The following is a 25,147-nucleotide window of genomic DNA, read 5'->3' as shown; positions in this document are numbered from 1 at the left end:
AATAAACGGTAAGATAAAAATATGTTAAATCAATTAAAAATTAAAGGGCGCGACTTTAAATTGCCGCTTTATCTTCCTGATGCCACGCGGGCAGTAGTGCGCAGTACGGATATGGAGGATGTGAAGCGCGTGGGCATTGAAGCTGTAATGGTGAACGCGTATCATTTGATGCACAATCCAGGGATGAGCGTATTAAAGAAATTTGGCGGCTTAAAGAATTTTATGGGTTGGCAGGGATTACTTGCTTCTGATTCCGGCGGTTTCCAGATTTTGTCTATGATTTATATGAACAAGTCCCTTGGCGAAGTGCGGGACGAGGGCGTAGTTTTCAAGCGGCAGAACAAAAAATATAAATTGACTCCTGAAAAATCCATTGCCATCCAATTTAATATCGGCTCGGATATTATGATTTGTTTGGATGATTGCCCGAAAGGAAGCGCGTCCAAAGAAGAAATCGCGGGAAGCGTGCAACGAACGATTGCCTGGGCAGGGAGGTGCAAGGCAGAATATGAACGCCAACTTGCGAGCCGTAAAATCAGCCAAGAAAATGCCCCTTTGCTTTTTGCCGTGGTTCAAGGCGGGGAGCACAAAGATTTGCGCGAGGAATGCGCGAAGGGCTTATTAGCGTTAGATTTTTCCGCTTATGCTTTTGGTGGCTGGCCCATGGGTGAAGATGGGAAATTTAATTTTGATATTGTCCGCTATACAGCCTCTTTAATTCCCGAACATTTTCCTAAATTCGCTCTCGGGATTGGCAAACCGCAGGAAATCGTAGAAGGCTTCAAAATGGGCTACCACATTTTTGACTGCGTTTTGCCGACTCGCGACGGCAGGCACAAGCGGCTTTATGTTTTTAAAAAAGACCCCAAAGAGATTGATTTTCAAAAAGAAGAAAAAATTTACGATTATTTCCGCATTGGCGAAGAAAAATACGTGCGGGATAAACGTCCCATAAGTGAGTTTTGCGATTGCCACACCTGCCAGCATTATTCCCGCGCCTATTTGCATCATTTATTCAAAATCGAAGACACCGCCGCTTACCGCTTAGCCACAATCCATAATTTGAGGATGTATAGTATGGTGATTGATTTATTAAGGGAAACAATAAAATAAATTCACAATTTACTAATTTTCAATTTTCAATGAATTTTAATGACTCAATTTTCAAATGATAAAACAACCTTATTCTTTCATTAAAAATTAATCCATTGAAAATTTAATAGAAATTAGAAATTGAAAATTGAAAATTATGACCTTGTATATTGTCGCCACCCCCATCGGAAACTTAAAAGACATTACTCTTCGCGCTTTAGAAATTTTAAAAAGCGCGGATTTAATTTTAGCCGAAGATACGCGCGTGACGAGCAAATTGCTTGCCCGCTATGAGATTCAGAAACCTTTAAAAAGTTATCACGAGCATTCAGGGGAAAAAACTTATCTGGGGATTAAAAATGCGCTGGCACAAGGTCAAAACATCGCTTTGGTCACGGATGCGGGCACGCCTGCTATTGCGGATCCTGCGGGGAAACTCATTCAATTTATTCGTCAAAATTTACCTGAAACCAAAATCATTCCCATTCCCGGACCTTCAGCCTTAATCGCGGCTTTATCTGTAGCCGGCATTCCGACAAATAGATTTACTTTTTTGGGCTACCCGCCGCACAAAAAAGGTCGCCAAACTTTTTTTGCGCAACTGGCGGAAATAAAAACCCGCCCCATTGTTTTTTATGAATCCCGATACCGTCTCCAAAAGGCTTTAGAGAATCTGGCTGTAGTTTTTAGTCTGGAAAAAGAAGTTATTGTCGCGAGCGAGCTGACAAAAATGTTTGAAGATATTTTTCAAGGCAATATAGAAGAAGCAAAAAAGTATTTTACAGGCAAGAAGGGGAAAGGGGAGTTTGTAATTATTGTGCCCTAAAACCTCCCTTTCTAAAAGAGTGGTTTTGAAAATAATTTCCCCCTGACAAGGGGAGGTTGGAGGGGTTATAAATTTTTTCCCCTTAAATTTGACCAAATTAACTTTTCATGCTTCAATTCAAAAATCGTTGACGGAAAAAATGCCGAACGTGTAGCCAATTTCATAGCTCACAATATTCTCGGCATCTAAAGACCATTTTTGGTCTTTTTTTTAATCCTTTTTTTATCCTCCTTTTATTGATATAATAAACTTAGTTCAATAATTTAATTTGTCATCCCCAACTTGATCGGGGATCCAGGTCTACAAGCACTAATCCTGGATTCCTCCGCCTAAGGCGGACGGGAATGACAGTTAAAATGGAAATAGTTTTAATCCTCATCGGTCTTGCTATTTTGGGCGCGATTGCGTACTTAATTTATCGTCTCCAAAATTTAAACAAAACTAAAGATTCTGACCCTGCCCTTGAAATGATGCAACGTTTAATGGAAAACACCAAAACGGATAATGAAAGAATTTTCCGCGACACGCGCGAATCCACGCAAAAAACTCTGGAAATGATTAACGAAGTGCGCCGTGAAATGCACCAAAATTTAAACCAGACGAATAACAATTTGCAAACCCAACTATCCCAAACCAATAAATCCATCAACGAACGCCTAGACAATGCCGCCAAAATTATTGGCACAGTTTCCAAGGCTCTTGGCGGAATGCAGGAGATTGGTCACCAGATGAAAGATTTCCAGGACTTTTTGCGTTCGCCCAAACTGCGCGGCAATCTTGGCGAGCAGGTTTTGCATGACTTGTTGGATCAAATGTTACCCAAAAATTGTTATAGCCTGCAGTATAAATTTAAAGAAGGTCAGACTGTGGACGCGATTGTCAAAAATAAAGATAATATTATTCCGATTGATTCCAAATTCCCGATGGAAAATTTTCGCAAAGCCTCCCAAGCGCCGGATGAAATCACAAAAACCTCTTTTCGCCGCGAATTCTTGCGCGATGTTAAAAAACATATTGATGACATCGCCAAAAAATATATTCTGCCGCAAGAGGGGACAGTGGATTTTGCCGTGATGTACGTGCCGAGCGAAAGTCTTTGGTATGATGTTGTGATGGACGACGATAACTTAAATGAATATGCCCAAAGTAAACGCGTGTTTCTCGTATCCCCGAATAGTTTTTATTATTTTTTGAAAGTTGTGATGGTCGGTTTGGAAGGAGCGAAAATCGAAGACGCCGCCAAAGAAATTTTAAACGCGCTAAAAGGCATTAGACAGGATGCGGATAAATTTGGTAAAAATCTTTCCATCCTTTCCCGCCATGTGAATAACGCCAAGAATATGATGGACACTACCAATAACGAATATATAAAGCTTTCCACCAAAATTGATCGCATTGATATGCTGGAAACGCCCAAAGAACAGAAGCAGGAATTAGGAATTAGGAATCAGGAATTATGAAAATAAAAAAAGTTCAAGCTTGCGGCTTGAACTGTGCATTATAATGGACGCCGGCGCAGGCGTATTTCAGCAACTGCTTCAGCAACTCTCCCCCGGATTCTCTTGTTAGGCTTTGCCTTCTTAATTTTGATGACTGAATTAGGCGCCCAATAGGCAATGCAAACCCCGAACAGGATTCCCACGGGGAGGGAAAGAATGCGCCAAGCTATATTCTTCGTTTGCACAAACCCAATAATTGTAATGGTAGCGCTAATAGCCAAAAAAAGAGCAAGTTCTAACCAGTCGCGTTTTCTTATTTCCATTCTCATCGTCTCACACCTCCTTTTTGCGTCATTCCTTTTCTATCTATTACAGTTATGGTAAAAGGTCAATCATCGTTGGCTCCATAGTGGCGCAAGCCCTATGGGACCATAATGCAGACCTTTCTTCTTTTCTATACTTTATCCTGGTATTGAACGTTATTTTGTGCTCTGGCTCCACAGTCCTCGCTATCGCTTTAGACTATGGAGCCAACGATCCTTTATGAAAACAACAACACCCTTATTTGATCAATCTGATATGGATAATAAAATAAAAGAGTCAAAAAGTAAAGATTTTTTGCAAAACCTAAACCCTGCGCAAAAGGAAGCGGTAACGCACGGGCAGGGTCCGCTTTTAATTGTGGCTGGCGCGGGGACTGGAAAAACTACGGTCATTACCCGCCGCATTGCCTATTTGATTTACAAAGGTTTAGCCAAGCCCGAAGAAATCTTAGCCGTAACCTTTACGGAAAAAGCCGCCGAGGAAATGGAGAATCGCGTGGACGAGCTTTTGCCCTATGGCTATGTGGATATTTGGATTGATACCTTTCACGGGCTGGGGCAAAGGATTTTAAAAGAGCACGCCTTGGACATCGGTCTCCCCAATGATTTTAAATTATTAAACGCCACAGACCAATGGATTTTAATTCGCGAAAATCTGGACAAATTTGATCTAGATTATTACAAACCCTTGGGCAATCCGACTAAATTTATCCAAGCCCTTGTTCAGCACTTCTCGCGTTTAAAAGATGAATTAATCTCACCCGCGGAATATTTGGAATATGCCGAGAACATGAAACTGGATCAGGGCGCGGCTCTGGAGGAAAGAGACCGCGCGAGTGGGGAAGGGGAGCGGCTTTTGGAAGTCGCCAAAGCGTACAAAGTATATCAAGACTTATTACTGCAGAACAATGCTTTGGACTTTGGCGACCTTATTAATTACGCTTTAAAACTCTTGCAGTCGCGCCCCTCGGTTCTAGCCCTTTATCAAAACCGTTTTAAATATATTCTCGTGGATGAATTTCAGGACACCAATTACGCGCAATACGAATTAGTGAAACTTCTCAGCCGGCCTGAAAACAATTTGACCGTGACTGGCGACGATGACCAATCAATCTATAAATTCCGCGGGGCGTCAGTTTCCAATATTTTGGAATTTAAACGCGACTATCCGGATTCTGCCGAAGTCTTTATTACCAATAATTACCGTTCGCGCCAGAATATTTTGGATTTATCTTATGAATTTATTAAACTCAATAATCCGGAACGCCTAGAGGTTAAGCTCGGCGGCAAAGTGAGCAAAAAGTTGCAGTCGCAAACTGGCGAGAAAGGGATGGTGGAACATTTGCATCTTTCGGATCAGAAGAGAGAAGTGGAAAAAGTGGTCAAAAAGATGGTGGATTTAATACAAAGGAATAAAGATTTGACTTGGAACGATTTTGCCATCCTGTCGCGCACCAATGAAATCTCCGAGATTTTCGCGCACGGCTTGAAAGAAGCGGGCGTGCCTTATGTTTGGGCTGCGAGCCGAGGCTTATACAAAAAGCCGATTATTATGGATGTCCTCGCTTATTTTAATCTTCTGGATAATTACCACGAAAGCCCGAGCTTATACCGCATTTTAAATCTTCCCATCTTCAAAATCAAAACCGAAGATCTGGTGGAATTGAATTATTGGGCGGGACGCAAAGGCACAAGTCTGTATCGCGCCCTTCTCCAAGCCGACCTTTTGCGAATCAGCCCGGAGAGCAAGGATCAAACCAGGAAAATTTTATCCTTGATTCAAAAACATTCTCAAATTGTCCGCGACGCGACAATTCACGCCGTCTTCTTCGCTTTTATGGAAGATTCTGGATATTTAAAATATTTAGGGGGCAAAGACGACCAGGAAACGCGGGACAATATTTTTTATTTAAATCAATTCGCCAAAAAAGTTAAAAATTTTGAAACCGAGACTACGACCCGCGCGAGGCTCCAGGATTTTATTAAACGTATCAACTTAGAGCAGGAAGCAGGGGACGAGGGGGCGCTTGATATGGATCTGGAAGCCGGACCTGAAGCGGTTAAGATTATGACGATTCATAAAGCGAAGGGCTTGGAATTCCGCTATGTGTTTATTGTAGGTATGGTGGATAAAAGATTTCCGAGTATCAACCGCCGCGACCCGATAGAGATTCCCGATTCCTTGGTTAAAGAAATCTTGCCTGAAGGTGATATTCACCTTCAGGAAGAGCGGAGGCTTTTTTATGTTGCCGTAACGCGTGCCAAAGAAGGAGTGTTTTTCACTTCGGCGGCAAATTACGGTGGCGCCAGAGCTAAAAAACTCTCCCGCTTTTTGATTGAGTGCAACATTGCCGCGAAAAATATAGAGACGCAAGATTCCGCGTCTCTATCTATTCCGCGAGAGAAGCGGGTTTTGGAGGATTTGCAAATCGCGATTCCCAAAACAATTAGAATTCCGCAAGAAGCCCTAAGGCTTCCTAAACATTTTAGCTTTTCCCAGCTCGCGGCTTTCCAAAAATGCCCTTTGCAATACAAGTTTCAATTTGGCATCCGCATCCCGAAGCGCGGTCATTATCAGCATAGCTTTGGTCAAGCAATGCACAAGGTAATGTATGATTTGTTTCATCTTTTGCAAAACCAAGAAAACGCCATGCAAACCGATTTGTTTGGATTTAGAAATACAGAAAAGTCGCAGGTAATGTCTCTGCGGAATAAGGGCAATAAAATTACATGGGAGGCATTAAAAAAGATTTATGAGAACGCTTGGATTGATGATTGGTATCCAGACGAAGCGACGCAGAAAAAGTATAAACAACAAGGCTTAAAACAGCTGAAAACATTTTATGAAGCGCGTCAGAACAATTGGCCCAAGGTTCTGGGCGTGGAAAAAGCTTTTCGTTTAAAAATTGATGGCGCGGTCGTGATTGGTCGCATTGACCGCGTGGATGAAGTAGATGGCGGGGTGGCGATTGTGGATTATAAAACAGGGGAAGCAAGAGAGCGTCTTACCCGCGACCAGCGCGCTCAGCTCCTGCTTTACCAATTAGCCGCGGAAGAAGTTTTGCGCCTTAAGCCGCAAAAACTAACCTTTTACTTTTTCAAAAATAATCAGGAGATTTCATTTTTAGGAAGCGATAAGGAGTTAACCAAATTAAAAACTGACATTTCCGAAACGATTCAAAAAATCAAATCTTCCTCCTTCGCTCCGTGCCCTAACCCCTATGTCTGTAAATATTGTGATTTTCGGGAGATTTGCGAATACAGAAAACTCTAAGTTTTTTTATCCTTGTTAATTCAGGTCTCCTGATTTGAACCATAAATTTTTGCCTATATCTTTGCCCATCATTATATTTTTAATGTAAAGACTTAAAAGCAATTAAACAAACCAATCAAAACAAAACTATGCTCAAAAGAAAAAACATCCTAAAGATTAGCACAGTGGCGTTTTTGCTCCTTACAGGTTCTTTGTTTTTGGGAGCAAGTTGTGAGCAGGGCGAAAAACAACAGGTAACCCCCCCTGCACCCAAAGGTGAAGAGGATACGGCAATCCCGCCAACATCAGACAGTGAAGGAGATGAGACAAACCCGCCTGCTGCGGAAACCAATGAGATGATTGTTGTGACTTCACCGCAACCCGGAGAGGCGATTGCCTCGCCGTTAATTGTGCGCGGTCGAGCGCGGGGGACTTGGTATTTTGAAGGGAGCTTCCCCGTGTCCTTAATGGATTGGGACGGTAAAATTATTACCAATGGGTATGCCGAAGCCAAAGGGGAATGGATGACCGAGGAGTTTGTGGATTTTGAGGGCACGATCAAATTTACCAAACCTAATACTGAAGTGAGTAACAAGGGCACTTTGATTTTGCGCCGAGACAATCCTTCTGGTCTGCCTGAAAACGACGCAGCGATCGAAATCCCGATTGTGTTTAAATAAGTAAAGTCATTCTGATTGAGACAACTCGTCGGAGTAGCTTTAGGTCTTAAGACCTAAAGCTACGAGGAAATATAATAAAAAGTTTAGAATCGTGAAAAATAAAAAAGGCAGTATGGTCACTGCCTCAGCTTTGCGTCTTGAACTATTTTGTACCTCCGAATTAAAAATCGTTACAACCTAGGAAAATATTTTTTATCCAGAAATCATCTTTTTAGCGCTCCCCAAGTTGTGGGGCAAATTTTTAGGGGGGATGTAGCTGTGGATGAAAGCCCGAGATCAATTATACAATTCTTTTCATTGATCTCCGTTTGGGTCAGAATATGCTTTTTTGAAAACAACTCTACCCCATTCTTATCCATAGATATAGTCACAGCATCGCCAACCCCTGCGACATATCCTCCGAATGTTATAAATGTCGCGGTGTATGTCATATTTTCGTGGATCTCGGCAGGGATCTTGACGCCATTCAGCTCTACGATTATTGTTGTCGTGGGCAAAAGGTCCTGTATTGTTTCATCAATATACCCCCCAACAATCATCAGCTGGGTTTTGTCTTCAGTACCAGTCTTTGCAGGTTCTATATTAATGGCGCAATGCGTTTCTTCGCTGTTGGCAAAAATAGGCACCATTGTTATTATCAAGAACATCAATAAAACAACCGAAATCAGATTCTTTTTCATTTCAATCCCTCCTGAATAAAAAATATACGTTATAAAAGTGAAAGGAACAGCACGAAATGGAGCTTAATAATTATACAACATATTTCAATATTGTCAATAGTTTTTAGTTTAGGTTCCCTCCCTTGCCAACAATTTACGGAAATATTGAGTTTAATTCATAAGAATTAAACCACCAAAGAAAAGTGCGTTGGCTTAGTCAATTTGCGCCGTGGCAAAATTAGGGTCAATGTTCACTGTTTCCCATGTATTGGGCAAGACATTAAAGTATAGGGTTTGCTCGTCCTGGTTCCAGTTAATCTTGGCTTTTTCTACATCAGATGCTGTTAAAAAGAGGAGCAATAATTCAGTGCGCACCATCTTTTCATAAGACGAGGTATCTTTCTGGGTTACGCTGATCACGACTCTGCCGATGGGTTGTTTGCTGGTGTAGAGGGTTTTCAAAATTCTCCCAATCATAGGCCACATCTTTTTCTTAATTGCCACATCACTGGTTTGACCATCGGCGTAAAGCTCAAGGGTGACGCTATATTTTGTTTCATCCCAGACTTCAGGATTGACAAAGATTTCATTCGGTGGTAGAATCGGTTCGCCAATATCATTGGTGCCGTTTACAAGATTATGAGCGATCGCTTCAATCTCTTTGATTGTTGCCTCTTTTTGTTCGGGAGTCACTTGCGGATGTTCTTCCATTGCCTCATATTTTTCTGCCATCCTTTCCACCTCTGTGGGTAGAGGACCATATTTTTCTTGCACTTTTAGATGGCGGCGATAGTTGGGGATAAACCAGACCAGAAAAATCACCACCGCAATCACAATGAGAATGCCGAGGCTTAGAAAAATGGTTTTTTTCTTGGACATAGATTTGGGCGGTTAGGATTTTTATTTTTCTTTCTTTGATTATAACAAATTTTAGTGGATTGAGTTAGTGCCTTTTTGTTTTTATAGCTGATCATTTACATCCAGTTGTTTTTTTCTCCAGATTTGATTAGCTTTGTAATAGATTCCGAAAAATTTACGTCCCGCGAGATTTTAAAAATCCTTCGAAGGGTAATAAAAAAATCCGTACTTATGTACGGATTGGGCTACCAGTCAAAAAGCGCACTTAGATCTAACCTACCCCAAATTGTTCCCAAAAGCATATATAGAATAGGAACGCCCACACAGAAGAGGATCCAAATAACAAAGAAACTTTCGTTATTCACTTTTTTCCTTCGGAATTTGTTGATGATGTCTTTAATAATCACCACAAACCCTATGCCGTAAGTAAGGATGAAGGCGATAGCGACAACAATTGAATTTACAACCTTCTTTATTGGATTAATTTCTATTCTCGGCGCGTGTGAGATGTGCAGGATGGGTAGCCCTGTCAAGACAATGACGAAAAAAATAGAAAGAACAATTTTCAATGCCGGAACTTTTTGCAATCTTTCTTCCATAGCTAAATCTCTCCTTTTTTGTGTTATAATGCCAGCTCTGTGGTTTAAGACGAACATATTATCATAACATAAAATATAATAATTAGCAATAGTGCAAGAAACATTAGTTTAATTTTTTAAAAATTAATCGTAAGGGAAATAAAAATATGCGAAGTAAAAAGATTGTTCAACTTATCGTTTCTGTCGTGGTTTGCCAAGGGGTGGGAGTTCTAGGTTCGCTTTTTACTATGCCGGCGATTCCGGGGTGGTACGCTTCTCTGGTCAAACCCAGCTTTTCTCCGCCGAATTGGGTTTTTGCGCCAGCTTGGACCACGCTTTTTCTCTTAATGGGGATTGCATTATATTTAGTTTGGCAAAAGGGCGGGGGTAGAGAAAGGGAGAGGGCGCTTTCCATCTTTTTTGGGCAGCTTATGCTCAATGTTTTGTGGTCAAGTTTATTTTTTGGCTTGCATTCTCCCCAAATAGCCTTTCTGGAAATTCTTATTTTGTGGCTTTCCATTTTAGCTACGGTTATTGTTTTTTACCGCATCAGCCGCGTTGCCGGACTTTTGCTTTTACCCTATATACTTTGGGTAAGTTTCGCAGCCATATTGAATTTTTCCATTTGGAGGCTGAATATTTAAGTAAAATTTCAGAATCTTATTTTTTGAAAAGGTCCTTTGACAAATTATTGTGAAAATATAGAAAGGGATTCTAGTATTCTTGGTATATTTTTATTAAGGAGGGTTCGTTATGAAACGGATGCTTTTAGGAATAGTATTTTTGATTCTGTTTTGCTTTGTGAATTGCGTTGTGGGAGAAAATGTGGAATTGGTAGCAAGGTGGGGTTTAGGGACAGCGTATGATGTGTGCGTGGCGGGCGATTACTGCTATTTGAGCGCGGGTGAGGCTTTGGTGATCTTAGATATTATAGAACCTCGGCAGCCGGTGGAGGTGGGCAGACTGTATCTTGGTTCTATGCCGAAAGACATTTGCGTCCGGGGAAACTTAGTGTATTTAGCTGATTGGGTAGCAGGGCTTAGGATTATTGATGTTTCTGAACATAACAACCCCCGGGAGATTGCTGTTTTACATCTGTCGGGTTACGCGGACGGGATTGATGTTGCCGGCCATTATGTTTATCTTGCTAACAGCGAAGGGGGTTTGAGAATTATTGACGTTTCCGACCCTGGAAATCCTCTGGAGATTGGATTTTTTAGTACCTTTGCCTCTGATGTAAAGGTTGCGGGTCAGTATGCTTATGTCGCGGCAGACAAGGAGGGACTAAAGGTTGTTGATATTTCTGATCCCAAGAACCCTCGTCTTGTAGGCAGTGGTAATTTTGGAGCGCGTTTTTGGAGTGTGGTTATAGAAGGAAATTGCGCCTATGTGCTTTATAACGATTACGGTTTAATGGTTATAGATATTGCTAACCCCTTTTCGCCTCGGAAACTCGCTTCTTGTTCCTTATCTGCGGCGTATGTTTCTGCTGTCTTTGTGAGAGGACAATATGCCTATGTTGCCGACCAAGATCAAGGCTTGCGGATTATTGATGTAACGCGCCCCGAAAATCCCCAAGAGATGGGTTTTTTTGTCGCGCCAGGATTCGCGCGCGGCGTCTGGGTTGATGGTAATTTCGCTTACGTGGGCAGTGAAAACGCTGGGTTGAGGATTATCAATATTGCTGATCCGAAGAATCCCCAAGAGGTTGGGCATTATGACACAGCCGGCAGATTTACCGATGTTTATGTCCACGAGGGTTACGCCTATGTTGCCAGCGAGGGTTTCGGGTTGCGGATTTTGGATATTTCTGATCCTAGTGAACCGCGAGAGATTGCTCGTCACAGTGTTCTTGACGACATTGAAGCCATCGCGGGAATGGATTCGCTTCTGTTTTTAGCTAAACGGTATAAAGGGTTAGAAATAGTGGATATTAGCCAACCGGCAGATCCCCAGTCTCTCGCTTTGGTGCAGGCTTCTCAAGATATTAATAGAGTCTATGTTCAAGGCGGTTATGCCTATGTGGTTAGCGGCTGTTCGCTCCTTATTATTGATATCGCGAATCCTAAGAAGCCGTGGATTGTCAGTGTTTGCAGAATTTCGTGCAGCATCAGTGGAATATACCTTTCCGGTGATTATATTTATCTGGCGGATTCTCGCCTGGGTTTAAGGATTATTGATGTTTCTGATCCTTCTAGTCCTAAAGAAGTGGGATTTTATTCCACTTCTTCTGCAAATGATGTGCGGGTAGAGGGTTCTTATGCTTACGTGGCGGATTGGAGAGCGGGTTTTAAGATTTTGGATGTTGCCAACCCTGTAGCGCCGCGCCTTGTGGGGTCTCTAGATACTCCCGGTGAAGCTTACGCTGTGGATGTGGATGATTATTTTGCTTATCTCGCGGATTATAGGGGAGGACTGCGGATTATTGATCTTAGAGACAAAGCCAATCCTCAAGAGATAGGTTTTCATAATGCGTCCAAAGCGGCAAGACAGGTTTGTGCCGCAGGGGGTTATATTTATTTGGCGGGTTATGATGGTTTATTCATTTTCCGTTTTGGTAATACTCCTCCATTATCTGCGCCATTTTCCTTTGTCCATATCACCGATGTTCATATTGGCGGCAATAACTTTGACTGGTCGGAAGAAAAGTCTTACTGCAATTTTGCCCTGACCTTGGAAAAGATCAACACTTTAGACCCGAAGCCAGCCTTTGTTTTAATAAGTGGCGATAATGTGGAATATAGTAAAAACGAATGGTTTGCGACCTTTATCTCCTTTATCGATACCTTTACCAAGGGTAGCGGCATTCCAGTTTACTTTGTGCCTGGCAATCATGACCGCTACACTTGGTATGGCGCGCCAGTTTCCGGATTTTTAGGTTTTGGGGATGATATGTTGCGAAGCTATCATCAAGGAACTTATCCTTATCTGGAAAATCTAGGGGTCAAACCGCTTATTGCCAATTTTGAATCGCGCTATGATAACTTCTCGTTTGAATATCAAAACTATCTTTTTATCGGTTTAGATTCAGGAGAAGATTTCGCGCTAGACTTGGAAGCAGGCGACTGGCAAAAAGTGAACCTAAAGGATTTGGGTCCTGAAGGAAATGGCTTAGCGGACGCCCAAATTTCTGCGCTCACTCGTTTTAAGAAAGAGAGTAAAAAAATTATCTTTATGCACCATCCGGTTTTCACTGGAAGAAAAGATAAAGGAGAGAGAACCGGCGGAGAATATGAAGACGCCGCGATTGCAAACTTCCGTGATCCTTTCCTTACTTACTGCAAATTATATAATGTGCAGTTAGTTTTAAGTGGTCATACGCATCAAAATCAAAATTTTGACGCCGAGGGCAGCCAGATAGAAGAGCTAGGTTCCTTTGATCCTTATTTTCTGCAGACCGCGAGCGCTACGAAAGGTGATTTCGGTTTTCGGGTCATAGAAATCGTGGGCGGCAAGGTCAGTTCTTGGCAATGCTTTTCTGTTCCAAAATCTCCTCATATCGCTCTTACTGCTCGGGGAGTGGTCAAGCTTAAAGTTATTGACGCGGAAGGGAATTATACGGGCGCTGGTAGTATTCTGACAGACATTCCTCATTCTTATTACACTGGCTATTACGGTCCAGAAGCAGCTCAAACTGTGGTTTTGTCTGATCCAAAGGGGGAATATCAATTTCAGGTGGTAGGCGCGCGCGAGGGCGATTATCAATTAGAAGTTACCCTGCTTAAGGAGGAGGGACTGAATCCGATCATTTTTAATACCTTGGATATCCACATTGCCGAGGGTGCAGTGCATCAGTATTCCATTAATTGGGAGGCTTCAGCCGCGGGTGAGAAAGGAGTAACTATCCAGATGGATACGAATGGCGATGGTACATTTGAACAGACTTTTTTAACAGGGAGTGTGTTCAAAGCAGAACCTTCAGCGGTTCAAGACTCATCTATTCCTGATTCTCCCTCTACTTCCACCATTGCTCAAGATAACAGTATGGGTCAAAATTACCCTAATCCTTTTAATGGGGAAACGTGGATTCCTTATGAATTGAGGGACGAAGCAAATGTAGAAATTATGATTTACACGACAGCAGGGGAGCTTGTGCGCGCACTCCCGTTGGGGCGCAAACGCGCCGGATTTTATACAGGTCCGGATAAGGCGGCTTATTGGGATGGTCAAAATGAAAAAGGAGAAAGGGTGGGAAGCGGCATTTATTTTTATACTTTTCAGGCGGGAGGTTTTGCCGCTTTTAAAAAGATGATCATTATGAGGTAAACCCCCGCGCCAAAATTTTGGAGCGGAGATAAACAAAACTTTGCTTTGCACGCGCCAAAATTTTGGCGCTTTTTTGTTTTCAATGCCGTGCTTTAATGGTAGAATGAACTTATATAAATTCTCTCTTATTCTAAGATGAACACTCAAAATCAGGATGAAAATACCAGTCTTCTCGCGTCCTTTTTGCATTTCATTATTCATCCCAGTTATCAAATCCGCCTGATTCAAAAGAAAACACGAGCCAAATTTTGGGACGTTTTTAAGCTTTGGTCTTTCGCCATCTTAATTGCTATGGTTTTGGGCATTGTGATTACGGTTTTGCTGAACCTTGCCGGTTATGACGAAAAAAATCATTTACTGACGCAGTTTATTTTAGAAAGGAAGATTTTTTTATTATTTTTATTTGCCGCATTTTGGGCGCCTTTGGCGGAAGAGATGACTTTTCGGCTGGGGCTTCGCTACTCTCCTTACAAATTAGGTTTTTCTCTTGTTTTCCTTCTGATGTTGGTTTGTGATTATTTATTTTCGCGGGTTTTCAAATTGCTCCCGCCGTGGGTTTTTGATTTAACTTCCTGGCGTGGTCTTGTCTTCTATTTTTCCTTCATTTTAATAGTTGGTTTTCTTTTAAGTTCCGTTTTGAAAAAGTTTGTGAAGCAAAGCCGCGCGGAAAAATTTTACGCGAGAAATTTTCAATGGATATATTATGGCTCCAGCTTGATTTTCGCCTCATTACATATTTTTAACTACACAAAATTGAGCCAGATTTGGTTTCTTATTCCGCTGCTGGTTACCCCCCAGTTTTTCTTAGGATTAGTGCTTGGTTTTGTGCGGATCCGCTATGGTTTTTCTTGGGCGGTCTTGAACCACTTCATCCATAATGCCTTAAGCCTGCTGCCGCTTTTAATTTTAGGGTTTCTATCCGAAGATTTAAGAAATGTTTTGCTTCATCAGAATGCGTTGGAAATGAAGAGCATCGGCGCTCATGATTCAGTAATCTTAATGCTTGGCGGTTTCGCTTTTAGTTTAATTAGTCTGTTGGTTCTGGTGGCTTTGATTTTCCTTTTCAGCGAATATTATCATCAAAAGAAGCGCAGACTTGCCTGATTATTTTTTTTATGATTAACCTCTTAAAACTTATGCCCGCAATTAAAATTTTAGTCCAAGGTTATGCCAAAGAAAAAAAAGGAGTGGAATTTGCCTCCTCAACCGCCACTTTAATTCAGGAGAAGAACGTTAATATTGTCGTGGATCCGGGTATGGACAGGAAATCCCTGCTAAAAGCTTTAAAGCGCGAAAAACTTTCTCCAGAAAAGATCCATTATGTTATTTTAACCCACTATCATTTAGACCACGCTCTTTTAACCGCTATTTTTCGGAAAGCGCAAGTTTGGGACGACAGTAATGTTTATTCCTGGGATGGCAAGATAGGAGAACACAGAGGGAAAATTCCGGGTATGGATGTTAAACTCATCAGAACGCCGGGGCACGATCCCTTTCATTGTTCGGTTTTAGTGAAGACAAAGGAATGGGGCAAAGTGGTCATTGCCGGTGATCTTTTTTGGTGGCAGGCAGGGCAAAAGCAAGAAACTGACGAGGTAAGCTTAATTAACCACAAGGATCCCTATATGAAGGACGCAAGGGCATTGAGAAAAAGTCGGCAAAGAATCATAGGGATAGCAGATTATATTATTCCTGGACATGGAAAAATGTTCAAAGTGCCAGATAAATAAAAAAGGGCTTCTAAAAACCCTTGAATTAAGCGGTATCAGTTAAAGTCTGCTTAGATATCTCATATCCAAATTCATCTCCATCCGAATTCGGACTGTCAGCTACCACCAACAGGATAGAATGCTCTGCATGAGGAACTACTACATGCGCGACTCCCGGTTTAATGTAAAGCGCTTGCGGCTTATCACCCAAGGAACATCTCTGTTGTTTTCTTGTTGCAATATTTTCCAAGAACACTTCAACTATACCCGAAAGAACAAAATAAATCTCTTTTCTTTTTTTGTGGTAATGGTTGCCCGGTCTTGCGCCTCCCGATGTTATCGTTACAGTATACATATAAGCGCCTGCCATTCCTTTAACAAGGGGGAATCTTTTATCCCAAATCATTTGCAAAATCCGTCCTGGTTTTTCCGAACTTTTACGCTCAGGGATTTCAAACAGTATTGCCAAATCAGTTTCTTGTTTAGATACAGGTAAAGACAAAGCATCAACATCATTCAACTCAATCCCTCCCTTTTCTTTAATTGTTGCAATTTTTTCTATCAACTAAACATTAAATGATCTTGCTTAAAAAGTAAAGAAGCTCATTAGCCGACTATATTATTCTAAGGGCACGGTAAGATATTTAAAATTATCAGCCCGAGGCTGATCGGCCTTGGGCCGAAAAAATAAATTAGGACTTTCGCATCTGCTGTCGTTCCCGACCTGATTCAGCCTTCGTCCGCCTGGGGCGGACTTCGGCGAAGTAGGCTCAGGGATCCAGGTTAATAGCACTAATCCTGGATTCCTCCGCCTAAGGCGGACGGGAATGACAATAAGTATATTCAATTTAATTGTTACCAGATGCGAAAGTCCTAAAATAATAATTTCTATGCCAAAAAATATTGCTTTCTGCGGTTTGGATTGCGGCGCGTGCCTTGCGTTTATTGCTACCAAAAATAATGATAATGAACTGCGGAAGAAGACAGCCGCCGAGTGGACGGCGCGGCATCAGATGAAAGGCAGTCAAGAACCGCCGGTTCAGCCCAAAGAGATTAATTGCCGTGGTTGTCTGTCCAAGGGGCCTTTGTATGCCCACTGCCGCGAGTGCGCGGTGAGGATTTGCGGTTTGGGTAGAGGTTTGAAAAATTGCAAAGACTGCCCTGAATACAGGTGCGCCAAACTTACAGAGCTGCAGAGTCATTTATTTTAAAAACAGAATGAGCAAAGAAAAAAAATTAAACTCAAAAGCGGCCGTTCATAAAGCCTTCAGCATTGGTATTTTTTTAAAAGGCGTTAATGGATTTTTAGAGACCATTGGCGGGGGGTTGCTCTTTGTTATTAAACCAGCGGCGATCAACCGCTTTATTTTGTTATGGACTCAAGGCGAACTTGTTGAAGATCCCCAGGATATTATTGCTCACTATCTTGTTAATTTTGCTCGGAATTTTTCTTTGAACACGCAAATCTTTAGCGCTATTTATCTTTTTTCTCATGGCGTGATCAAAATTTTCTTAGTTGTTGCTTTATTCGAACGAAAGCTTTGGGCTTACCCCTTGGCGATATTTTTTTTCTTTCTTTTTATTCTGTACCAGATTTATCGGTTTAGCTACGATCATTCATTTTGGCTGGTGTTGCTGACCGTTTTTGACATCGTAATTATTGTTTTGACCTATTTAGAATATCGTGAGCTAAAAAAGGCAGAGGGACGCTCCGGTAGTTCAGTTTAAGGGGTTTAAAATAGAGGACGAGGGAGGATGGGCAAGGGAGTTTTGTGAGTCTCATTATAAATAAGGATAAACCGCGCTTTTAAAGCTCATAAAATGGGCTTTTTTGCTTTAGACTAGCTTAAAGTCTATGGAACGGGGAGGGATAAAAAGAGACAAAATTGTGTTTCCCTTGCTTATATTTCCTGCTATTCTCGTGTATAAATCTAGCCTTGTGGAAGATTCAAAAATGATTTATAATAGGAAATGTCAAGGGAACAATAATCCTTATTTTTGCTTTGTTTTATGTCTTTGAAAAAATACGTCATTGGGATGATGTTCGCCACGGTTTTTTGTTGGACTGCTTGGGGTTTAATTCTTTTCTATATTGATCCCGAGGCCGCGGGGATTGTAGGTTTAATTTGTTTCCATTTAAGTTTGTTTTTTAGCTTGGTGGGAACTTTTACACTCACGGGTTTAGCTCTGCGGATTCGTTTTTCGCATAATGAGATTCTTTTTGCCCATGTTGGGGTTGCTTTTCGTCAGGCAGTGTTGTTAGCGACGGTCATTGTCGGGTGTTTGGTCTTTCAGCAGTTTCGGATTCTCAATTGGTGGGACGGGGCACTCTTCGCCGTTTCCGTAGGTTTATTAGAATTTTATTTTATGAGTAGGGGTTATGGCATTTAAATTAAGAGAAAAATTAGAAGCAATCAAAAGCAAAGCTTTATTAGATCTTCTCGCTATTCAATCCAATGTTCAATTGGAATCTTTCCGCGTCAAATATCTAGGTCGCAAAGGAGAGTTGGCAGAGGCGTTAAAAGGAATTAAAGATTTGCCTGCCTCGGAAAAACCGGAAGCAGGGCAATTCGCTAACCGCGTAAAACGTGATTTAGAGACAGCATTTCAAGATAAAAGAAAGGCGGTAGGTAGTTCTAATGCCCGGATTTTTATTGATATTACGCAGCCCAGTAGAAAAATGGGGAGGGGACACCTGCATCTTGTTACCCAAGCGATTCGGGAGATTGAGAGAATATTTTTAGATATTGGTTTTGTGAGGCGGCGTTATCCCGAAGTGGAGACTGATTATTACGCCTTTGAAGCCTTAAATATGCCCTCTGGGCATCCCGCGCGTGATGAATGGGAAACCTTCTTTTTGCAAAACCCAAAATTGAAGACAAAGAGCAGTCAAAAAATTGTTCTTACCCCTCATACCTCTTCGGGTCAGGTGCGGGAGATGGAAAACCATCCTTTGCCGATTCGGATGATGAATATTTCCAAATGTTATAGAAGGCAGATTGATATTAATCATGTGCCAATGTTCCATCAATTTGAAGGTCTGGTTGTGGATCAGGGGATTCAATTCGTGCATTTAAAGGGTGTTTTGGAATATTTCTGTCGGGAATTTTTTGGTGAAAAGCGCAAAATTAGGTTGCGGCCTTTTCATTTCCGTTTCACCGAGCCTTCTTTTGAAGTGGATGTTACCTGCGGTTTATGCGGGGGAAAAGGTTGCCGCTATTGCAAACAGGGTTGGTCGGAATTGGGCGGCGCTGGGATGGTGCACCCCAATGTGTTGCGCGCCGGAGGCCAAGACCCCGAGAGTGTGACAGGTTTTGCTTTTGGTTGGGGCGTAGAAAGGTGCTATTTAATGAAGGAAGGTTTGCTGATTCCGGATTTGAGAATGTTTTATCAGAATGATTTAAGGTTTTTAGAACAATTTTGAAAGAATTTTTAATTCTCAATTTTAAATTTTAAAACCAAGGGAAAGAAGAAAGGGTTTTAAAATTAAAAAATTTAAAATTTGCCTGCCCGCTAACGCCTAGAGCGTAGCGATGGCGGGCGGGGATTTGAATTAAAATTTGGAATTTAAAATTAGAAATTTTTTCATGAATATTTTAATTCCCCACAACTGGCTTTTGGAATATTGTAAAACCAATCTTAAACCCCAAGAGATTGCCTCTCGGGTTTCTCTTTGCGGGGTTTCGGTGGAAAAGGTGGAAAAAGTATCTTCTAGAGTGAGCGGCGGAAAGCCGGAATATATTTATGATATTGAAGTGACTTCTAATCGGCCGGATATGCTATCCGTTATTGGCATTGCCCGCGAGGTAGCGGCAATCTTAAAGGAAAAGTTGGTTGTGCCCAAGATTCTCGCTGTCTCCACGTTAGTGTCTTTCTCAAAAAATTTAGAGATTGAAATTTTAGAGCCTGCCCTTTGCCCGCGCTATTTAGGCATTCTTTTGGAGGATGTGGAGATAGGACCTTCACCCGAGGGTATTGCCTTAAGGTTAGAGCAAGCAGGTTTGCGGCCGATTAATAATGTGGTTGATATCACTAATTATGTGATGCTGGAATATGGTCAGCCTTTGCATGCCTTTGACGCGGATCGGCTGGATACCCAAAAGGGGATTCCTCAAATTATCGTGCGCAGAGCGCGCCGCGGCGAGAAGATTACCACCTTGGATGACCAGACCTTTGAATTAAAAGATAATATGCTTGTCATTGCCGACGCCAAAAGTTCGATTGCTCTTGCCGGCATCAAAGGCGGCAAGAAAGCAGAGGTGACGCTTCAGACGAAAAGGATTATTTTGGAATGCGCGAATTTCAACCCGATTTCCATTCGCCAAACTTCGCGCGCATTATCCCTGCAGACTGATGCTTCGGCGCGTTTTGAAAAGGGTCTTTCTCCTTTGGGTTTAGAGGTGCCTTTCAGCCGCGCTCTTGATCTTCTTCAGAAATTTACGCGGGGCAATATAGCAAGCCGCGCTGTAGATGTTTACCCCAAGAAATTTGTTCGGAAGAAAATAGAATTTGATCCCGTGAGCGCTAGGAGATTGCTTGGAGAGGATATTCCGCGCCCTCGCGCCATTGCGATTTTAGAGGGGCTTGGTTTTCAGGCTAAAACAGAGAAGGGTAAGACTATCGTTTCCGTGCCAGCGTGGCGGTACTATGACACGGGAGAAGAAGAAGATTTGGTGGAAGAGATTGCGCGGATTTATGGTTACCATAGATTGCGAGGCAAATTATTGGATACACGTATTCCGGAAGAGATTAGACCTTGCGAATTTCTGTGGGAGGAGAAAGCCAAAGATATGCTGGTCGGCGCAGGTCTTACCGAGGTTTATACCTATTCTTTTGTGGGCAAAGATCTGCTTGCGAAATGCGGCTTTGAGACAGATGATAATCTTAAAGTGACAAATCCTTTATCGCAAGAATTTGAATATTTGCGTCGGGATCTATTGCCTAGTCTTCTGAATGTAGCCAAAGAGAATCGGCAGAAGACAGAGGAAGTTAAAATTTTTGAACTTGCCAGAATTTATTTAGGAGGAGACCATGTTTTGCCTCGCGAAGAGCGGCATCTTGTCGGTTTGTGGTGGCAAAAAAATGGTAAAACCGCTCTCTTTTATCAAATGAAGGCTGTGGTGGAGAACTTGCTCCATAGTTTGGGGGTGCGCGATTTGAGTTGGAAAGAGGGAGGGGGAAAACTGGTGGCTCCCTTGGGGAGCGCCGAAATTAGCGCGGCGGGACGAGATGTTGGTTTCTTGGGCATAGTGAAACCGGCGATCGCTTCCAACTTTAAGCTTAAAGAGCCGGTTTTGGTTTTTGATCTCAATTTTGAAGATTTATTCAAAGATTTTTCCAGCCACAAGACATATCAGTCTTTACCCAAATATCCAGCAGTGGGATTTGACTTAAGTATTGTGGTGTCGGAAGAGACTTTGTGGCAAGAGGTGGAAAATAAAATTAAAGTGAGCGGCGGTAAGCTTGTGAGCGAGGTGCGGTTTTTAGAAGCCTATCATGGTAAACAAATTAGTAAAGGAAAGAAGGGATTGTTCTTGCGCATTGTGTATCGTTCCGCAAAAAGGAGTTTAAAAGAAGAAGAAGCCAAGGCGATTCATCAAAAAATCATTAATGGTTTGAAGAATAGGTTTGGGGCGATCATCAGAGAGGGTTAAGGAACAATTTTAAATTTTCAATTTCTATTAAATTTCTAATGATTTAATTTTCAATGTTTTGAAATTAAATCATTGAGAATTTAATGAAAATTAAAAATTAGAAATTTTTTACAATATGGTTTCTGCTCAAAAACAAAATTTATCCGCTTCTTATCGCGCTCGCGACATTACCGTCTTGGAAGGTTTGGAGCCGGTGCAGAGGCGGCCGGGGATGTATATTGGTTCTACGGGAGTGAACGGCTTGCATCATCTGATTTGGGAGGTATTGGATAATTCCATTGATGAAGCAATGGCTGGCTATTGTGATCGGATTGAGATAATTTTAGAAGCGCACAATATTATCACCGTCCGAGATAATGGGCGAGGCATTCCGGTGGAGAAGCATCATCAGACTAAAAAATCGGCTTTGGAGACGGTGATGACGATGTTGCACGCCGGCGGTAAGTTTGGCAGTGGAAGTTACAAGGTGTCTGGAGGCTTGCATGGCGTGGGTGTTTCGGTGGTGAATGCCCTTTCCAAATGGCTCAAAGCGGAGGTGCATCGCGATGGCGGCATTTACAGGCAAGAATACGAACGTGGCAAACCAAAAAATAAGGTGCGTAAAATGGGCGCGAGCGATGATACGGGGACCGTTATTAGCTTTGAGCCTGATTGGGAGATTTTTGATAAAGGGGTGCAATTCTCTTGGAACACAATCCTAAAGCACGCGCGTCAACAGGCTTATCTGACTAAAAGGGTGCGCATTATTATTCGTGATGAGCGAAGAAAGTCCAAGAGAAAAAAATATCAATTTTATTTTGAGGGCGGCATCAAATCATATGTTTATTTTTTGAACCAAGGGAAAGAAATTAAAAATGAAAAGATATTTTATGCAGAAAAAGAGGTAGAGGGAGTAAACGTGGAGATTGCCCTGCAATATTTTGAGGGTTATAAAGAGCACATTTTTACTTTCGCGAATAACATTCATACCATTGAAGGCGGGGCGCATTTGACGGGTTTCCGCGCCAGTTTGACTCGGGTTTTGAATGATTACGGTCGGAAGAATAATTATTTGAAGGAAAAAGAGGATAACTTGAGCGGAGATGATGTGCGCGAGGGCTTAACCGCGGTGGTCAGTGTCAAATTAAAAAATCCACAGTTTGAAGGTCAGACTAAGGCAAAATTGGGCAACGCGGAGGTGCGCGGGATAGTGGATAATGTTTTAGGCGAAGCCTTCACTGAATATCTGGAAAGCAATTCTAAAGACGCGGAGATGATTTTAGGGAAGTGTGTCCTAACCGCGCAGGCACGGCGCGCCGCCCGCGCCGCCCGCGAAACCGTGATTCGCAAAGGGGTTTTAGACGGTTTAACTCTGCCTGGAAAATTAGCTGATTGTTCTTCGCGCGACTCCAGCAAGTCCGAACTTTATTTAGTTGAGGGTGATAGCGCTGGCGGTAGCGCCAAGCAGGGTCGCGACCGTCGTTTTCAGGCGATTCTGCCTCTGCGAGGCAAGATTTTAAATGTGGAGAAAGCGCGCATAGAAAAGATGCTCAAAAATAACGAAATCCGCACCTTGATCACCGCTCTCGGCACAGGCTTGGGCGAACAATTTGATTTGTCGCGTCTGCGCTATGATCGGGTTATTATTATGACTGATGCTGATGTTGATGGCGCCCACATTCGAACTTTATTGCTTACTCTTTTTTACCGTTATTTTGAAGAAATTATTAAGAAAGGGCATCTTTATGTGGCTCAGCCGCCTCTTTATCGCATTCAAAAAGGATCGCGGGTAGAATATGCTTATACTGATCAGGATAAAGCAGAGATTTTAGATAATTTAAACAAGGATAAGATCGCGAAAGGCAAGATAGAGAACTCTGAAGCGCCGAGCGGAGAAATCGCGGTAGGCGTAGAGGCCGAGGGTGAAGAGCGGCGCAAAGGAAACGTACGCATCCAGCGTTATAAAGGATTGGGCGAGATGAACCCCGAGCAACTATGGGAGACCACGATGAACCCGGAGAATAGGGTAATGTGGCAGATCAAACTTGAAGATGCTGAAGATGCCGATCAGGCCTTTGAGACTTTAATGGGTATAGAGGTGGCGCCGCGCAAAAAATTTATCCAAACCCACGCGAAAAAAGTAAAAAATCTGGATATTTAGTTATAAAGACCTTTCGCCTTTAGTCTTCACCTTTCATAAAGGATCCATCTTTAGCTAAGGGTGGATCCTAAAGGTGAAGACCTTAGATAAAAGTGAGGGTCTTGCCAATTTTTTTTATTTAGTATATACTTAGGGTAATAAAGCCCCTGCGGGCTTTTTAAAAACAAGAGATATGCCTCGCCTTTTGAATAAAATTATTCTTTTTTTCAAAGAATCCAAAACCGAACTTGCGAAAGTGGTTTGGCCCTCCCGGCCAGAGTTGTTTCGCCATACCTACATAGTTATTATTTTTAGCTTAGCGGTAGCTGTCTTTTTGGGCTTTATAGATTATCTTTTGATAGTTGCTTTAAGTCAGCTTTTTTGAAAAATCATTTTAATTTTTAAGCGCGTCAAGGACAAATTATCCGAAGGGACTCGGATAAATAAATCCTTTATTTGCGCTAGGTAAAGTGTATGCCCAAGCAATTAGGGGAGCAAGAACGACGTTGGTATGTGCTTCACACCTATTCTGGTTACGAGGAAAACGTAGCCCATAATCTTCGCCAGAGAATTGAGTCCTTGGATATGGAGGACAAAATCTTTGATGTTTTAGTGCCTAAAGAGAAAAAGATTAAGATTAAGAATGGCCGGCGGAAAGTGATTGAAGAGAAGATTTTTCCCGGCTATGTTTTAGTGGAAATGGTTGTCACCGATGATTCTTGGTATGTGGTTAGGAATACCCCTAATGTGACCGGCTTTGTTGGTTCTGGAACTACGCCGACACCGATTTCTGATGAAGAGATTAAGTCTTTGAAAAAGAGGATGGGCGTTACCGAGCCGAAATATAAAATTGATGTGGAGATTGGCGAGGCGGTCAAAATTATTGACGGACCCTTTAAGGGTTTTGACGGGAAAGTTTCTCATCTTGATGAAGAGCGGGGAAAGATCAAGGTCCTGGTGAATATGTTTGGCCGGGAAACGCCAGTAGAGTTAGACTTTTTACAGATCAAAAAAATCTAAAATAATTTTTAATTTCTAATTTCTATTAAATTTCTAATGAACTAATTTTTAAACCTCCTGTTTTGTTTGGTTGGGGTGTTTAAAAATTTATTAAATAAAAATTTAATGAAAATTGAAAATTAGAAATTGAAAATTTTTACATGTCTAAGCCTATTAAAACAATTATCAAACTTCAGATCCCCGCAGGTAAGGCAAATCCTGCTCCCCCTATAGGCCCCGCTTTGGGTCAGCACGGATTAAACATTCAGGATTTTTGCAGCAAATTTAATGAGATGACCAAAGATAAAGGGGACGAGATCATCCCCGCGGAAATTACGGTTTATGAGGACCGCACTTTTGATTTTATTCTGAAAACTCCGCCCGCCGCAGAGCTTTTAAAGAAAATAGCGCAAGTGAAAAAGGGTTCGGGCGAGCCGAATAAAAAAAAGGTGGGCAAGGTTACAGAAGTGCAAATTGAAGAAATTGCCAAGGTCAAGATGCAGGATTTAAATGCCAATGATCTAGAACAGGCAAAAAAGATAATCGCAGGGACGGCGAGGAGTATGGGGATTGAGATAATAAAATAATTTTTAATTTCTAATTTCTATTAAATTTCTAATGAACTAATTTTTAAACCTCCTGTTTTGTTTGGTTGGGGTGTTTAAAAATTTATTAAATAAAAATTTAATGAA

The 25,147-nt window shown here is 41.9% G+C and carries 24 protein-coding genes; 19 read left to right on the top strand and 5 right to left on the bottom strand.

Translation table 11 applies throughout. From position 1 onward, the window contains the following. Positions 1-21: 21 nt before the first annotated feature. From tgt to PHW01_01480, 3 genes are all read left to right on the top strand, one after another. A complete protein-coding gene (tgt, locus tag PHW01_01490) occupies positions 22-1,113 on the top strand; it encodes a tRNA guanosine(34) transglycosylase Tgt (GenBank protein ID MDD5626675.1) in 1,092 nt (363 codons plus the stop codon). 136 nt (positions 1,114-1,249) lie between these two features. Beyond that, positions 1,250-1,918: a 16S rRNA (cytidine(1402)-2'-O)-methyltransferase gene (rsmI, locus tag PHW01_01485; protein ID MDD5626674.1), complete on the top strand. Its 669-nt coding sequence runs from the start codon at positions 1,250-1,252 to the stop codon at positions 1,916-1,918. Positions 1,919-2,274: 356 nt separating this feature from the next. Further along, entirely contained in the window at positions 2,275-3,378 is a 1,104-nt protein-coding gene (locus PHW01_01480) for a DNA recombination protein RmuC (protein ID MDD5626673.1), read from the top strand. Between the two features lie 38 nt (positions 3,379-3,416). Here the strand turns inward: PHW01_01480 and PHW01_01475 are convergent, their stop codons facing one another. Next, positions 3,417-3,680 carry a hypothetical protein gene (locus tag PHW01_01475; protein MDD5626672.1) on the bottom strand — a complete coding sequence of 88 codons (264 nt, stop codon included), beginning with the start codon at positions 3,678-3,680 and terminating at the stop codon, positions 3,417-3,419. A gap of 23 nt (positions 3,681-3,703) precedes the next feature. Between PHW01_01475 and PHW01_01470 the strand changes: the two genes are divergently transcribed. The 3 genes from PHW01_01470 to PHW01_01460 all read left to right on the top strand — a co-directional run bounded on the left by PHW01_01470 (position 3,704) and on the right by PHW01_01460 (position 7,613). Further along, entirely contained in the window at positions 3,704-3,904 is a 201-nt protein-coding gene (locus PHW01_01470) for a hypothetical protein (GenBank protein MDD5626671.1), read from the top strand. Beyond that, on the top strand, positions 3,901-6,954 hold the full coding sequence (locus tag PHW01_01465) for a UvrD-helicase domain-containing protein (protein ID MDD5626670.1): 3,054 nt from the start codon (positions 3,901-3,903) through the stop codon (positions 6,952-6,954). Before PHW01_01470 ends, PHW01_01465 begins: the two co-directional genes overlap by 4 nt. Before the next feature lie 128 nt (positions 6,955-7,082). Beyond that, a complete protein-coding gene (locus PHW01_01460) occupies positions 7,083-7,613 on the top strand; it encodes a Gmad2 immunoglobulin-like domain-containing protein (GenBank protein MDD5626669.1) in 531 nt (176 codons plus the stop codon). A 203-nt stretch (positions 7,614-7,816) separates the two neighbouring features. Here the strand turns inward: PHW01_01460 and PHW01_01455 are convergent, their stop codons facing one another. From PHW01_01455 to PHW01_01445, 3 genes are all read right to left on the bottom strand, one after another. After that, on the bottom strand, positions 7,817-8,293 hold the full coding sequence (locus PHW01_01455; protein MDD5626668.1) for a hypothetical protein: 477 nt from the start codon (positions 8,291-8,293) through the stop codon (positions 7,817-7,819). A gap of 192 nt (positions 8,294-8,485) precedes the next feature. Next, positions 8,486-9,151 carry a hypothetical protein gene (locus PHW01_01450; GenBank protein ID MDD5626667.1) on the bottom strand — a complete coding sequence of 222 codons (666 nt, stop codon included), beginning with the start codon at positions 9,149-9,151 and terminating at the stop codon, positions 8,486-8,488. Between the two features lie 224 nt (positions 9,152-9,375). Continuing rightward, on the bottom strand, positions 9,376-9,729 hold the full coding sequence (locus PHW01_01445; protein MDD5626666.1) for a hypothetical protein: 354 nt from the start codon (positions 9,727-9,729) through the stop codon (positions 9,376-9,378). A 146-nt stretch (positions 9,730-9,875) separates the two neighbouring features. On the opposite strand from PHW01_01445, the gene PHW01_01440 reads away from it, so the two are divergent. The 4 genes from PHW01_01440 to PHW01_01425 all read left to right on the top strand — a co-directional run bounded on the left by PHW01_01440 (position 9,876) and on the right by PHW01_01425 (position 15,704). Beyond that, positions 9,876-10,352 carry a tryptophan-rich sensory protein gene (locus PHW01_01440; protein ID MDD5626665.1) on the top strand — a complete coding sequence of 159 codons (477 nt, stop codon included), beginning with the start codon at positions 9,876-9,878 and terminating at the stop codon, positions 10,350-10,352. A 109-nt stretch (positions 10,353-10,461) separates the two neighbouring features. After that, positions 10,462-13,974, top strand: a complete 3,513-nt coding sequence (locus PHW01_01435) for a metallophosphoesterase (protein MDD5626664.1) — start codon at positions 10,462-10,464, stop codon at positions 13,972-13,974. A 135-nt stretch (positions 13,975-14,109) separates the two neighbouring features. Beyond that, positions 14,110-15,078 (top strand): CPBP family glutamic-type intramembrane protease, encoded by a 969-nt coding sequence (locus PHW01_01430; protein ID MDD5626663.1) that lies wholly within the window; start codon positions 14,110-14,112, stop codon positions 15,076-15,078. 32 nt (positions 15,079-15,110) lie between these two features. Continuing rightward, positions 15,111-15,704, top strand: a complete 594-nt coding sequence (locus PHW01_01425; GenBank protein MDD5626662.1) for an MBL fold metallo-hydrolase — start codon at positions 15,111-15,113, stop codon at positions 15,702-15,704. Between the two features lie 25 nt (positions 15,705-15,729). On the opposite strand, the gene PHW01_01420 is transcribed toward PHW01_01425, so the two are convergent. Beyond that, positions 15,730-16,248 (bottom strand): WxcM-like domain-containing protein, encoded by a 519-nt coding sequence (locus tag PHW01_01420; GenBank protein ID MDD5626661.1) that lies wholly within the window; start codon positions 16,246-16,248, stop codon positions 15,730-15,732. Positions 16,249-16,573: 325 nt separating this feature from the next. Between PHW01_01420 and PHW01_01415 the strand changes: the two genes are divergently transcribed. From PHW01_01415 to rplK, 9 genes are all read left to right on the top strand, one after another. Continuing rightward, complete coding sequence (locus tag PHW01_01415; protein ID MDD5626660.1) at positions 16,574-16,894, top strand: DUF3795 domain-containing protein; 321 nt, start codon at positions 16,574-16,576, stop codon at positions 16,892-16,894. Positions 16,895-16,901: 7 nt separating this feature from the next. Further along, on the top strand, positions 16,902-17,411 hold the full coding sequence (locus PHW01_01410; protein MDD5626659.1) for a DUF2127 domain-containing protein: 510 nt from the start codon (positions 16,902-16,904) through the stop codon (positions 17,409-17,411). Between the two features lie 282 nt (positions 17,412-17,693). Beyond that, on the top strand, positions 17,694-18,074 hold the full coding sequence (locus PHW01_01405; protein MDD5626658.1) for a hypothetical protein: 381 nt from the start codon (positions 17,694-17,696) through the stop codon (positions 18,072-18,074). Continuing rightward, complete coding sequence (pheS, locus tag PHW01_01400) at positions 18,064-19,107, top strand: phenylalanine--tRNA ligase subunit alpha (protein ID MDD5626657.1); 1,044 nt, start codon at positions 18,064-18,066, stop codon at positions 19,105-19,107. Before PHW01_01405 ends, pheS begins: the two co-directional genes overlap by 11 nt. A 163-nt stretch (positions 19,108-19,270) precedes the next feature. Beyond that, entirely contained in the window at positions 19,271-21,337 is a 2,067-nt protein-coding gene (gene pheT / locus PHW01_01395) for a phenylalanine--tRNA ligase subunit beta (protein ID MDD5626656.1), read from the top strand. Between the two features lie 115 nt (positions 21,338-21,452). Beyond that, the gene (gyrB, locus tag PHW01_01390) at positions 21,453-23,477 is read left to right on the top strand and encodes a DNA topoisomerase (ATP-hydrolyzing) subunit B (protein MDD5626655.1); all 2,025 of its coding nucleotides are present in this window, start codon (positions 21,453-21,455) and stop codon (positions 23,475-23,477) included. Positions 23,478-23,649: 172 nt separating this feature from the next. After that, on the top strand, positions 23,650-23,841 hold the full coding sequence (secE, locus tag PHW01_01385; protein MDD5626654.1) for a preprotein translocase subunit SecE: 192 nt from the start codon (positions 23,650-23,652) through the stop codon (positions 23,839-23,841). A gap of 89 nt (positions 23,842-23,930) precedes the next feature. After that, positions 23,931-24,476, top strand: coding sequence for a transcription termination/antitermination protein NusG (gene nusG / locus PHW01_01380; protein ID MDD5626653.1), 546 nt, complete (start codon positions 23,931-23,933; stop codon positions 24,474-24,476). A 140-nt stretch (positions 24,477-24,616) separates the two neighbouring features. After that, positions 24,617-25,042: a 50S ribosomal protein L11 gene (gene rplK / locus PHW01_01375; GenBank protein MDD5626652.1), complete on the top strand. Its 426-nt coding sequence runs from the start codon at positions 24,617-24,619 to the stop codon at positions 25,040-25,042. The last annotated feature ends 105 nt before the right edge of the window (positions 25,043-25,147 follow it).

The sequence above is a fragment of the Patescibacteria group bacterium genome (assembly GCA_028717685.1).
In the GTDB taxonomy this organism is placed as follows: Bacteria; Patescibacteriota; JAQUNI01; order JAQUNI01; family JAQUNI01; genus JAQUNI01.
Note: the sequence above shows the minus strand (reverse complement) of the source record. Positions and strands in the feature narration are given on the sequence as shown.